Origin of the sequence: Vibrio sp. D404a (assembly GCF_030248535.1) — a bacterium.
Lineage (GTDB): Bacteria > Pseudomonadota > Gammaproteobacteria > Enterobacterales > Vibrionaceae > Vibrio.
On record NZ_JAHGAJ010000039.1, the window covers coordinates 1 to 13,507 of the forward strand.

General features: G+C 46.3%; 12 protein-coding genes. All 12 read left to right on the plus strand.

Annotated elements, in window-relative coordinates; all coding sequences use genetic code 11:
• Window positions 1-701 (plus strand): flagellin (locus KI655_RS20295; protein ID WP_285408232.1); only part of this gene is annotated, 701 nt, incomplete at its 5' end.
• Between the two features lie 672 nt (window positions 702-1,373).
• Window positions 1,374-2,504: a flagellin gene (locus KI655_RS20300; protein ID WP_285408233.1), complete on the plus strand. Its 1,131-nt coding sequence runs from the start codon at window positions 1,374-1,376 to the stop codon at window positions 2,502-2,504.
• 81 nt (window positions 2,505-2,585) lie between these two features.
• Complete coding sequence (gene flaG / locus KI655_RS20305) at window positions 2,586-3,011, plus strand: flagellar protein FlaG (protein ID WP_285408234.1); 426 nt, start codon at window positions 2,586-2,588, stop codon at window positions 3,009-3,011.
• 22 nt (window positions 3,012-3,033) lie between these two features.
• On the plus strand, window positions 3,034-5,061 hold the full coding sequence (gene fliD, locus KI655_RS20310) for a flagellar filament capping protein FliD (protein WP_285408235.1): 2,028 nt from the start codon (window positions 3,034-3,036) through the stop codon (window positions 5,059-5,061).
• 3 nt (window positions 5,062-5,064) lie between these two features.
• On the plus strand, window positions 5,065-5,370 hold the full coding sequence (locus KI655_RS20315) for a flagellar protein FliT (protein WP_285353489.1): 306 nt from the start codon (window positions 5,065-5,067) through the stop codon (window positions 5,368-5,370).
• 12 nt (window positions 5,371-5,382) lie between these two features.
• A complete protein-coding gene (gene fliS / locus KI655_RS20320; protein WP_008218262.1) occupies window positions 5,383-5,793 on the plus strand; it encodes a flagellar export chaperone FliS in 411 nt (136 codons plus the stop codon).
• Between the two features lie 229 nt (window positions 5,794-6,022).
• Window positions 6,023-7,489, plus strand: a complete 1,467-nt coding sequence (locus KI655_RS20325) for a sigma-54 dependent transcriptional regulator (RefSeq protein ID WP_285408241.1) — start codon at window positions 6,023-6,025, stop codon at window positions 7,487-7,489.
• A 157-nt stretch (window positions 7,490-7,646) separates the two neighbouring features.
• Window positions 7,647-8,690, plus strand: coding sequence for a PAS domain-containing sensor histidine kinase (locus tag KI655_RS20330; protein WP_285408242.1), 1,044 nt, complete (start codon window positions 7,647-7,649; stop codon window positions 8,688-8,690).
• A gap of 30 nt (window positions 8,691-8,720) precedes the next feature.
• Window positions 8,721-10,130: a sigma-54 dependent transcriptional regulator gene (locus tag KI655_RS20335; RefSeq protein ID WP_285408244.1), complete on the plus strand. Its 1,410-nt coding sequence runs from the start codon at window positions 8,721-8,723 to the stop codon at window positions 10,128-10,130.
• Window positions 10,131-10,276: 146 nt separating this feature from the next.
• Window positions 10,277-10,588, plus strand: a complete 312-nt coding sequence (gene fliE, locus KI655_RS20340; protein ID WP_285408245.1) for a flagellar hook-basal body complex protein FliE — start codon at window positions 10,277-10,279, stop codon at window positions 10,586-10,588.
• 16 nt (window positions 10,589-10,604) lie between these two features.
• Window positions 10,605-12,347, plus strand: coding sequence for a flagellar basal-body MS-ring/collar protein FliF (gene fliF, locus KI655_RS20345; RefSeq protein WP_285408247.1), 1,743 nt, complete (start codon window positions 10,605-10,607; stop codon window positions 12,345-12,347).
• Window positions 12,340-13,398, plus strand: a complete 1,059-nt coding sequence (fliG, locus tag KI655_RS20350; protein ID WP_285408248.1) for a flagellar motor switch protein FliG — start codon at window positions 12,340-12,342, stop codon at window positions 13,396-13,398. The genes fliF and fliG overlap by 8 nt, the downstream gene beginning before the upstream one ends.
• The last annotated feature ends 109 nt before the right edge of the window (window positions 13,399-13,507 follow it).

The window sequence follows — 13,507 nt, forward strand, 5'->3', positions numbered from 1 at the left end:
AGTCTTTCCAAATCGGTGCAGACAATGGTGAAGCTGTAATGCTTGAGCTGAAAGACATGCGTTCAGACAACGCTCAAATGGGTGGTAAGAGTTACCAAACTGAGAGTGCAAAAGACAAGAACTGGAACGTTCAAGCGGGCTCTAACGACCTAAAAATGACGTTCACAGATAACTTTGGTCAAGCTCAAGAAATCGACATCAATGCAAAAGCAGGCGACGACATCGAAGAGCTAGCAACTTACATCAACGGTCAACAAGACTCTGTAAAAGCGTCTGTAACTGAAGATGGCAGGCTACAAATGTTCGCAGGTAACAACAAAGTAGACGGCAACGTAGACTTCTCTGGTGGTCTTGCGGGTGAGCTTGGCATTCAAGGTGGCAAAGAAGTAACGGTTGATACTATCGACGTAACATCGGTAGGTGGCGCACAAGAATCTGTTGCTATCATCGATGCTGCACTGAAGTACGTAGATAGCCACCGTGCAGAGCTGGGTGCATTCCAGAACCGCTTCGACCACGCTATCAACAACTTAGATAACATCAACGAAAACGTGAATGCATCTAAGAGCCGTATTAAAGACACAGACTTCGCGAAAGAAACGACGCAAATGACTAAGTCGCAAATTCTTTCTCAAGCGTCTAGCTCGATTCTTGCTCAAGCGAAGCAAGCACCGAACTCAGCACTTAGCCTTCTAGGTTAATCAAATAAAAGTGGCATTGCATTTGTCAGTGCCTCTTCCACAAATTAGCTCGTGGTGAGAGATGAGCGCTAAACAAACCCAGCTTCGGCTGGGTTTTCGCGTTTTTAGTGTTTGGTAAAGTGTTTTGGGATATCTGATTGTGTCGTTGGTGGCGAGAGAGATTCCCTATCTCGCTCGTTCCTCGCGGTAGGGAATGACGATAAATAGGCAACTTGTAACTAACTCTAAATGTCCTAAATAGGCATCAGGGATCTCAGTCTTGATCAGGTACAGATAAAGGAGTCCACTGTCACTTGTAAAGTAAGCGTTCTATTTCTTTGATAAAAGGTGATGACCACCACCTCAATATCAAACGCAGTTAAATATCGACGCTTTCACAGTAAATTAATAAGTAACCATGTGCTTATAAATCCATCAATAGTTGAAACTTTAGCGAATATCGCCCGATTAATTGAACTACGATCACACTTTCTCTTGTTATTGAAAATAAAACCAAAAAAATCGATTTTTTTGTTAAAGCTTCTAATCAAAGCGCCGTTAAAGGGATTGAGAGAAATGAGATGTGCCAATGTGAGGTGAGAGACGCAGCGGTACATCAGACAATATTGATGTGTGCTTTATGTGAGGTGAGAGTCACTGGCGTGCATCAGAAATGCCTAAAGGAGATCAACTATGGCAATTAATGTAAACACTAACGTGTCTGCAATGACGGCTCAGCGCTACCTAAATGGCGCGGCTGAAGGTACTCAAAAATCAATGGAGCGTTTGTCTTCTGGCTATAAAATCAATAGCGCAAAAGACGATGCTGCAGGCCTACAAATCTCGAACCGCTTAACGTCTCAAAGCCGCGGCCTAGACATGGCTGTGAAGAATGCGAACGACGGTATTTCTATTGCACAAACGGCTGAAGGTGCAATGAATGAGTCTACAAACATTCTGCAACGTATGCGTGACCTTTCTCTACAATCTGCAAACGGTTCAAACAGTAAAGCTGAACGTGTTGCAATCCAAGAAGAAGTAACAGCACTTAACGACGAGCTAAACCGTATCGCTGAAACAACATCTTTCGGTGGTAACAAGCTTCTAAACGGTACTTACGGTAGCCAATCTTTCCAAATCGGTGCGGATTCTGGTGAAGCTGTAATGCTATCTATGGGTAACATGCGTACTGACACTCAAGACATGGGTGGTAAGAGCTACACAGTTGAAGAAGGTAAAGACTCTTCTTGGACAGTAGCGGCAGGTTCTGACCTAACGATGAAGTACAAAGACAAGTTTGGTGAAGAGCAAGAAGTAAATATCTCTGCAAAAGCGGGTAACGATATTGAAGAACTTGCGACTTACATTAATGGTCAAAGTGAAGACGTTAAAGCTTCTGTTGGTGAAGGCGGTAAACTGCAACTGTTCGCTTCAAGCCAAAAAGTACAAGGCGACGTTGAGTTTGGCGGTAGCCTATCTGGCGAGCTAGGTATTGGTAGCGGCAAAGAAGTGACTGTTAACGATATCGATGTTACGTCTGTAGCAGGTGCTAACGAAGCGGTATCTATCATTGATGGTGCGCTTAAGTCTGTAGACAGCCAACGTGCTTCTCTGGGTGCTTTCCAAAACCGTTTTGATCACGCAATCAGCAACTTAGATAACATCAACGAAAACGTTAATGCATCTAAGAGCCGTATCAAAGATACTGATTACGCGAAAGAAACGACAGCTATGACGAAGTCTCAAATCCTGCAACAGGCGAGTACTTCAATCCTAGCTCAAGCGAAGCAATCGCCATCAGCAGCTCTAAGCTTATTGGGCTAAGCTTACTTAGTAGGCGGTAATAGAGGTCTACGTGTGTAGGGCTCTATGCCATGGCTCATATAAGGTCGGAAGGAGAGTGTCATGGAAATATCATCCAGCGCATCGAACGTCCAGCCTTATGGCTCACCTAATGGCATTAAATTTGCATTCGATGAAGGTAGCAGTGCGCCTAGTGTTTCTAAAACGTTAGAGGTTACGCCCAAAGAAAAGGTAGATAAATCGAAAGAGGATGCTACCGAAGCCGCGATTCAATTGGCTCAAGATAGACAAGAGCTGAATAAAGAAGAGCGGGTTAAAATGGTAGAGAAGATGAACGAGTTTATCTCTTCTATCAACAAGGGGGTTGCTTTTAAGGTGGATGAAGAATCGGGTAGGGATGTGGTGACGATATATGAAGCCACAACCGGTGATATTATTCGGCAGATACCCGACGAAGAAATGCTGGAAATTTTAAGGCGTCTAGCAGCCCAAACCTCAAATAGTGGACTATTGGAGGCGAAGGTTTAAGTCGTATTATTGAGGTGATTTGATGAGTTTAGGCCCACTGGGGATGTCGTCTGGCATGGATATCAATTCCATGGTCAGCAAAATTGTAGATGCGGAGCGTGTGCCTAAGCAGCAACGTATCGACAATGAAAGAGCGCGAATCGACTCCAGCATCAGTGCCTATGGACGACTCAGAGAATCGCTTGATTCGATGAAAGACTTAATGACCAATTTTCGTCAGGAGAAAGCTTTCGCTGTGAGAACAGTGGAAACGACCGATGACGGGGTGGTCTCTGCAACCGCTACGACGGATGCAATTGCAGGCAAATATGCCATCGATGTGTTGCAGCTTGCCCAAAGCCATAAAGTGGCTTCTGACGTATTATCAGAAGACATGAAATTTGGCCCAGGTAAGCTGCAGGTTTCGCTTGGTGAGAAGAGCTTTGATGTACAAGTCGGTGAGCGATCGAAACTTATCGACGTTGTACGTGGCATCAATGGCGCAAGCAATAACCCTGGCGTTCGTGCCTCGGTGATTAATGACGTTGAGGGCCCTCGCCTTATCGTCGCGTCGAACCTATCTGGCGTTGAGCAACAGATCAGCATCAACGTTGATGCTCAATCCGATAATCCCCTTAAAAAACTTGAATACAAGACTCTTGAAGAGCGCGTGAAAGCCTTAGAAACGGCACGCCTTGCTGCTCAAGAGATCCTTTCAGAGCCAGCTCCTGGGCAAGATACTGCCCCAATTGAAGCGGCAACAGATACCTCACAAGAACTCGATGCCGATGGCAACCCTGTGCCACAAGAGGCGTCTGATTCTGAAAACCTACCGCTTGATCCAGAAGTCGCTCAAGATCCAAGTAGCATGAGCTATGGAGAAGCTGCAGCAGCAGCTGGACAGGCAGCCTTAGATGCTGCAAAAGCGTCGTCTTCAGTGATGCCAGAAGACAACATTCCTGGTTGGACTGAGACCGCATCAGGCACATTATTAGATTCCTATTACACACCAGAACTTGAGCTGGATGAGAAAGCCATTGAGAAAGCACCGGACGTACCGGGCTGGACTAACGCAGCGTCCGGCACACTGACCGACTCTTACGTAACGCCAAAAGAAGCTCAACAAAAGCTTGAGGCTGAGCAAGCGCGTATTGAAGAGAAAACGGCGCAAGAAAAAGCGGCACTGGCAGAACGTGTTGCTAAAGGTGAAATTACTGAAGAGCAAGCGAAAGATATTGAGCGCGCTAAACTGCCGCCAGAAGAGCGAGAGCACCTAGAAAAAATCGATAAAGCTCAAGCAGATCTGGAACGTGCACAGCAATCTTTTGATACCTATAGCGGTATGACGGAAGTACAAGCAGGCCAAGACTCGATGGTGGTACTGGACGGCGTCGCACAGTTATCGAGTAATAACAACGTAATTGAAGATGCCATTGAAGGTATCGACATCACAGTAAAAGGCAAAACACCTAAAGACAAAGCGCCGGCTGAGATTGGCGTTGAGTATGACCGTGGTAGTGTTCGTCAAGATATTGAATCCTTTGTCGCCTCATACAATCAGTTCTACCAAGTTTCGCAGAGCCTGTCTGGCGTCGATCCAACCACAGGTCAGAAAGGACCATTGGCGGGCGATAGCACAGTCAGAAATGCAGACTCGCGTTTAAAGAGTGTGTTCTCAACCAGCATTAAGGATGCGCCACCAGAGATAAGCTCACTGACGGAGTTTGGTATTACGACCACACGTCAAGGTACGCTTGAGATTAACTATGATATGTTGGACCGCCAGCTCAATAACAACTTTGATAAGTTGGGCGAGTTTTTTGGTGGTAACAATGGTTTTGCGAAAAAAGTCGAAGATGCGATTCAAGGCATTACAGGTGTGACGGGCTCAATTCGAACCCGTGAGCGAAGCCTAGTTGAACAGAATTATCGTATAGCCGATGATCAGGCTTCTCTGGATCGTCGCATGGAGGGGCTAGAGAGCCGTACTCACTCTCGTTTTACCGCCATGCAGGAAGCGACCGGAAAAATGCAGTCCCAGTTGGGCAGTATGATGAATGCGTTGGGTTAGTAGATGAAGGATGAACTTCAGAAGCTTTGTGAACTAGATCAACAAATTATGGCTAAGTTCGAAATAAGTGAAATTAATACTGAAGAAATAATGGCGCTTGTCGATAACAGAGAACAGTTATTGCAAAACGTGCTTCATTTATTGGATTCACACCCCGACGTTAAGCAAAGCTCGGAGTGGTATAACGCCATTACGAGAACAAGAAAATTGGTTGAATTGATGCAGACTGAGACTACACGAGTCGGCAAAGACTTGCAGAAGTACCGTCACGGAAACAAGTCAGTTCAACAGTATAAAAAGTTTTTATAGAAGAGGTTTACTATGCGCGGTTCTTTACAGGCATATAAAAAGGTATCAGTGGATAGTCAGCTTACGGCTGCCTCACCCCATAAAATTGTTCAAATGTTGATGGCAGGTGCTATCGAGCGTCTTATTCAAGGCAAGGCGGCGATGCAAGCGGGTAACATTCCTGTGAAGGGTGAGCGTCTTGGTAAGGCTTTAGACATCATTATTAGCCTTCGTAGCTGTCTATCAATGGACGATGGCGGTGACATTGCGAAAAACCTAGATCAACTTTACGAGTTTATGATCACGCAAATTTCTGCGGCGAATCACAAAAATGATCCTCAACCGATCGACGATGTGATTGATATCATCCGCGAGATTAAGAGCGCATGGGACCAGATCCCGAATGAATATCACAATTTAACCTCTGCTGAAGTGGGTATTTAGAGGTATTTCAAAGTTCTAACCAAGCTCACATGAGCTAATTGGTTGGTTGCCTTATTTTTTTAATCAAATAAAATAGAAGCCATTAGATAGCCTAATGGCTTTTTTTCGTTGCTGATTTTCATAATTTGTCTATCGTTAATCTTATCAATGATACTTTTTTCCGTTTTATAGATTACGTTGCTTAATGTTTTCCGCATCACACCAATAATAAAGGCAATACATCCTACTTATGCAAGGTTTGTCAAAACTGCTTGTCGTAGACGATAATGCTCAAGAGCGTCACAATTTAAGCACAATATTAGAGTTTGTAGGAGAGGGCTGCGAAGTTGTCAGCTCTGAACAAGCGCACAAGGTCGACTGGTCTCAACAGTGGGCAGGGTGCATTATTGGCTCTATTAAGGGCAACGGCTTCAATTCTTTACTCAATCAACAGCTGATCCACGCTAACCATATTCCCCTGTTAGTGATGGGTAAGCATAATCATTCTGTGGACGAGCTGACCAATTATGTTGGTGAGCTAGAGTTGCCATTGAATTACCCGCAACTCAGCGATGCATTAAGGCACTGTAAGGACTTTTTAGGTCGTAAGGGCGTTAATGTTGTTTCATCTGCACGTAAAAATACGCTGTTTCGTAGTCTAGTTGGCCAAAGCTCTGGTATTCAAGAGGTCCGTCACCTTATCGAGCAGGTCTCTTCGACTGAAGCAAACGTATTGATTTTGGGTGAATCTGGAACGGGTAAAGAGGTGGTGGCGCGTAATATCCACTATCACTCAAAACGCCGTGGTGGCCCATTTGTTCCTGTGAACTGTGGTGCTATTCCGCCTGACTTACTAGAAAGTGAACTGTTTGGTCATGAGAAGGGAGCATTTACGGGCGCGATTACTGCACGTAAAGGTCGTTTTGAATTGGCCGAAGGTGGCACTCTGTTTCTAGACGAAGTAGGTGACATGCCTATGGCGATGCAGGTAAAACTGCTGCGTGTCCTTCAAGAGCGCTGCTTTGAGCGTGTTGGTGGCAATACCACACTGCAGGCAAATGTTCGTGTGATCGCTGCGACCCATCGAAACTTAGAGAACATGATTGACGATGAGGCCTTCCGAGAAGATCTCTATTACCGTCTGAATGTGTTCCCGATCGAGATGCCAGCACTGCAAGATCGCAAAGAAGACATTCCATTGCTTCTGCAAGAGCTGATGACTCGCATGGAAGCGGAAGGCAGTATGCCAATCTGCTTCACGCCACGTGCTGTGAACTCTTTAATGGAGCACGAATGGCCGGGCAATGTTCGTGAGTTAGCTAATCTGGTTGAGCGTATGGTGATCCTGTACCCAAACAGTTTGGTGGATGTGAATCACCTACCGACCAAGTATCGTTATAGTGATATCCCAGAGTTCCAACCTGAGTTCAATAGCTTTGTGTCTGAGGAAGAGCAAGAGCGTGATGCACTCGCGGATCTGTTCTCTGAAGACTTCAGTTTTGATCAGCAAGACGACCTCAACGACAACGCCAATGCGCCACAAGAGTTACCACCAGAAGGTGTAAACTTGAAAGAGTTGCTTGCAGATATGGAAGTCAACATGATCAACCAAGCTTTGGAAGCTCAAGGTGGTGTGGTTGCTCGTGCAGCAGACATGTTGGGTATGCGCCGTACAACTCTTGTTGAGAAAATGCGCAAATACAATTTGCAGCGCTAAACCCTTATGAATACGGTGGCTCAGAGATAACCCTGATCTACCTTTCATTCGGCGATAGTCGAGTTGTTGACGGCTTAACTATGTGATAAATATAACGAATAGCCTGATGTGTGTGGTGCATGTCAGGCTATTCTAGTATTTGAGGCAAACTTTCGATATGCACGTATCTGACGAACCAGAAAACCAATCACACCTAGATTCCGTTGAGCAACAAGTCGAGCGATATAAACAGGTGCTCGACGTAATGCCTGCGGGCGTTATCTTGTTAGATACTCACGGTGAAGTGAGAGAAGCCAACCCTGAGGCGCATCGTATTCTTGGCGTAGAGCTGGTGGGAGAGAAATGGTTCTCTGTGATCCAGAGTGCGTTTGATCCTAAAGATGACGATGGTCACGAGATCTCACTGAAAAATGGTCGCAAGGTGCGTCTGGCGATCTCCGCATCCGCTACCGGTCAGCTGATCTTAATTACCGATCTGACAGAAACTCGACTGCTTCAAGCTCGTGTGAGTGATCTGCAACGTCTCTCGTCATTGGGTCGAATGGTCGCTTCTTTAGCACACCAAGTCAGAACGCCATTGTCTAGTGCTATGCTCTACGCTTCCAATTTAGCCGCGCCAAATTTGCCACCTGCCACAAAAACGCGCTTTCAAACTAAGCTTATGGATAGACTGCATGACTTAGAGAAGCAGGTTAATGATATGCTGTTGTTCGCCAAAGGTGGTGACAACAAGGTCGTAAAGCCATTTACCGTGTCAGAACTGATCGCGGAATATCAGCCCATGGTTGAGACGGCACTCAAGACCAACAGCATAGATTACTGCCAAGAAGTCGAAGGCGAAGAGACCCAGATGTTTGGCAATGCCAATGCAATCGCCTCTGCTCTGAGTAATCTGGTGCTTAATGCCGTGCAGATTGCAGGTAAAGAGTCACAGATCGACGTATTTTTCCGACCTGTGAATGGTGAGCTCAAAATTTCGGTACAAGATAGCGGCCCGGGGGTCCCGAAAGAGCTGCAAGGAAAAATCATGGAACCGTTTTTCACTACTCGCTCACAAGGCACAGGTCTTGGCTTGGCGGTAGTACAGATGGTGTGCCGCGCTCATGAAGGGCGATTAGAATTAATATCAGAAGAGGGCGATGGCGCATGCTTTACGATGTGCTTACCACTAGAACGCGCCTCTGCTGCTGAAAGTATTTAAGTATTAACGGAATTTACACTGGAGAATCACATGGCTCAAAGCAAAGTGTTAATCGTAGAAGACGATGAAGGTCTACGTGAAGCCTTGGTCGATACACTCGCACTCGCTGGCTACGAATGGTTAGAAGCGGACTGCGCGGAAGATGCTCTGGTCAAGTTGAAGTCTAACTCGGTTGATATCGTGGTGTCTGATGTTCAGATGGCAGGTATGGGCGGCTTAGCGTTGCTGAGAAACATCAAACAAAACTGGCCAAATCTGCCCGTTCTCTTGATGACAGCTTACGCTAATATCGAAGATGCGGTTGCGGCAATGAAAGAGGGCGCGATTGATTACATGGCAAAGCCATTTGCGCCTGAAGTTCTCCTGAATATGGTCAGTCGTTATGCTCCGGTGAAATCGGATGACAATGGCGATGCTGTCGTCGCCGATGAAAAAAGCCTTAAGCTGTTAATGCTGGCTGATAAGGTCGCCAAAACGGACGCAAACGTGATGGTACTTGGGCCAAGTGGCTCGGGTAAAGAGGTGATGTCACGCTATATCCATAACGCGTCAAATCGTAAAGATGGACCGTTCGTTGCGATTAACTGTGCTGCGATTCCAGACAACATGCTCGAAGCCACCCTATTTGGTTACGAAAAGGGCGCATTTACCGGTGCAATCCAAGCGTGTCCAGGTAAATTTGAACAAGCTCAAGGCGGTACTATCTTGCTGGATGAGATCAGTGAAATGGATCTTAACCTTCAAGCCAAGCTATTGCGTGTTCTGCAAGAGCGAGAGGTAGAGCGTTTAGGTAGCCGTAAGAGCATCAAACTCGATGTACGTGTGTTGGCAACCAGTAACCGTGACTTAAAACAGTATGTCTCGGAAGGTAATTTCCGTGAAGACTTGTATTACCGACTGAATGTATTCCCAATATCATGGCCTCCATTGTGTGAGCGTCAAGGAGATATCGAGCCATTAGCTAAGCACCTGATTGAGCGACACTGCACTAAGCTGGGCATGCCTGTGCCAACGATTTCTGCTGAAGCTATCGGTAAGTTGATCAGCTACCCTTGGCCAGGAAATGTACGAGAATTAGACAATGTGGTACAGCGTGCGCTAATATTGAGTGAACAATCTAACATCTCTGGCGAACATATTTTGCTAGAAGGGGTGGATTGGCAAGACGCCAGCGGCCTGCAACAGATCGTTGAAGGCAATGATGTGGCGACGCCTGAGGTTAAGCCTATCGCAGAAGTTAACCCAGCGACTAAGGTATCTTTAGCCGGTGAAGGCCTAGGTAATGAGCTACGTGATCAAGAGTATGCGATTATCTTAGAGACACTGATTGCCTGTAATGGCCGTCGTAAAGACATGGCTGAAAAATTGGGCATCAGCCCTCGTACCCTGCGCTATAAACTGGCGAAAATGCGTGATGCTGGGATAGATATCCCAAACTAAGATGCGATTAATCCTGAATTGAGTGTGGACATAGAGTACGATATTTAATCACTCTAAAGTGCCGCACATATCGACAGTGGCACATTAATTGCTCTATCAATAGTACAGCAACAAATTAAGTCATAAATTTGACTCTGAGGTAGTAAATGAGAATAGATGGTTTACAAGGCGAAATGCGGGCAATGATGGTCGAGGCTGCCAATACGCGTCCGGCTGCTACTGGGCAGACGGTCGGTGCAGATTTCGGCAATATGTTGACGCAAGCCATCAATAATGTGAACTCATTACAGAAAACCTCAGGGGAACTCCAAACCCGTTTTGATAGCGGTGATGAGAGTGTTTCTCTCTCCGATGTAATGATTGCTCGAAATAAATCTAGTGTGGCTTTTGAGGCGACGATTCAGATCAGAAACAAGCTGGTTGAGTCGTACAAAGAGCTGATGAACATGCCGGTATAGTGTTAGGTAGTAGATAGTGGCAGAAAATAGTCAAACAACAGATTTAGCCGTTAGTGATGCGAATGACCATGCACTTGTTGCAGGGGCAGACGTCGATAACGAAGGGCAAAATCCCGATCTAGGTGAGCGCAGTTCATCGAAGTTCGACATGGCAGTAGGTGATCTTGATCTCCTGCGTCAGGTTGTACTTGTTCTTTCGATCTCTATATGTGTCGCATTAATCGTGATGCTGTTTTTCTGGGTGAAAGAGCCAGAAATGCGTCCGCTAGGCGCGTATGAGACTGAAGAATTGATCCCAGTGCTTGATTACCTTGATCAGCAAAAAATCGAATACTCATTAGAAGGCAATACCATCTCGGTTCCAGCCAGTGAATACAACTCGCTGAAGCTGGATATGGTGCGTGCCGGTCTGAATCAAGAGAAAAACGCAGGTGACGATATCCTAATGCAGGATATGGGCTTTGGTGTATCTCAACGTCTTGAACAAGAGCGTTTAAAGTTAAGCCGTGAGCGTCAGCTAGCGAAAGCGATCGAACAGATGAAACAGGTGCGTAAGGCACAAGTTTTGTTGGCGTTGCCAAAACAGAGTGTGTTTGTTCGTCACAATCAAGAAGCATCAGCTTCCGTATTTTTGACGCTTAAAACGGGGACTAATCTCAAGCAACAAGAAGTAGATTCTGTTGTGGACATGGTCGCGAGCGCCGTGCCTGGGATGAAGACGTCGCGCATTACTGTAACAGACCAGCATGGCCGCTTGTTGAGCTCGGGTTCTCAAGACCCTGCGTCAGCGGCTCGTCGTAAAGAGCATGAATTAGAGCGAAATCAAGAGCAGGCTCTACGTGAGAAGATTGATTCGGTGTTGATTCCGATCCTTGGTTTCGGCAACTACACGGCACAAGTGGATATCCAACTTGATTTCAGTGCAGTAGAGCAGACCAGAAAGCGTTTTGATCCGAATACACCAGCGACTCGCAGTGAGTACACACTGGAAGATTACAATAACGGCAGCACTGTAGCAGGCGTTCCGGGTGCTTTAAGCAACCAACCGCCAGCAGATGCGTCAATTCCACAAGATGTGGCGCAAATGAAAGATGGCTCTCTAATGGGGCAAGGTTCAGTTCATAAAGAGGCTACACGTAACTTTGAGCTTGATACTACTATCAGCCATGAGCGCAAACAGAGTGGCACAGTGAACCGTCAAACGGTTTCAGTCGCGATTAAAAACCGTCAGTCTGTGAATCCAGATACTGGCGAAGTGGTTCATACACCACTGAGCGAATCAGAAATTAACGCCATCAGACAGGTTCTGATTGGTACTGTTGGTTTTGATGAAGGCCGTGGTGACCTACTGAATGTATTGAGTGTTCAGTTTGCACCGCAAGTTACTGATGTTATGCCAGATGTTCCAATCTGGGAGCATCCGAACTTTAACGACTGGGTTCGTTGGTTTGCAAGTGCGCTGGTTATCATCGTTGTGGTTCTTGTTCTGGTTCGCCCAGCCATGAAGAAACTGCTTAACCCAGCAGATGATACCGATGAACAAGCATACGGCCCTGATGGATTACCAATTGGCGCCGATGGCGAGACCAGCCTGATTGGCAGCGATATTGAAGGTGGCGAATTGTTTGAGTTTGGCTCGAGCATTGACTTACCAAACCTTCATAAAGATGAAGATGTGTTGAAAGCAGTACGTGCTCTGGTAGCAAATGAACCAGAGCTAGCGGCTCAAGTAGTTAAGAATTGGATGGCAGATGGCTAACGAAATTGTTCCACAAGGTGAAGGTGGAGAAGTAGCAGAAGTTGCGAATGTCGACATTGCAACGATTTCTGGTGACGAGCGCGCAGCGATCTTGTTGTTAAGTCTTAACGAAGAAGATGCCGCAGGTATTATTCGTCATTTAGAGCCGAAGCAAGTTCAACGTGTAGGTAGTGCAATGGCACGTGCCGCCGATCTCTCCCAAGAGAAGGTAGGCGCAGTGCACCGTGCATTCCTCGATGATATTCAGAAGTACACCAACATTGGTATGGGTAGCGAAGACTTTATGCGTAATGCGCTGGTGGCCGCTCTGGGTGAAGATAAGGCGAACAACCTTGTTGACCAAATCCTATTGGGTACAGGCTCGAAAGGTCTAGACTCATTGAAATGGATGGATCCGCGTCAGGTTGCTAGCATTATCATTAACGAGCACCCGCAGATCCAAACCATTGTACTGTCGTATTTAGAAGCGGATCAGTCGGCTGAAATCTTGTCGCAGTTCCCTGAGCGTGTACGTCTCGATCTGATGATGCGTATTGCTAATCTTGAAGAAGTTCAACCTTCAGCACTGGCTGAGCTGAACGAAATCATGGAGAAACAGTTCGCAGGTCAAGCGGGCGCACAAGCGGCCAAGATTGGCGGCCTGAAGGCAGCGGCAGAGATCATGAACTACATGGACAACAACGTCGAGGGCGTGCTGATGGATCAAATCCGCGACCAAGACGAAGACATGGCAACCCAGATTCAAGATCTTATGTTCGTATTCGAGAACCTTATCGAAGTCGACGACCAAGGTGTACAGAAGCTGCTGCGTGATGTACCACAAGACGTTCTACAGAAAGCCCTTAAAGGTGCTGATGAAGGTCTGCGTGAGAAGATCTTTAAGAACATGTCTAAACGTGCTGCCGATATGATGCGTGATGACATAGAGGCAATGCCACCTGTTAAAGTCTCTGATGTAGAAGCGGCTCAGAAAGAGATCTTGGGCATTGCGAGGAAAATGGCCGACAGCGGTGAGATTATGCTGTCTGGTGGTGCCGACGAGTTCCTATAATATAGAAACGATAAAGCCCCACGCTGATGGGGCTTTTCTTTATCAATCTCACAGTAATTTTTCGTTGTGCCTATACAGGTTGAGCTGTTTACTGCTCCCTAAGCCATAC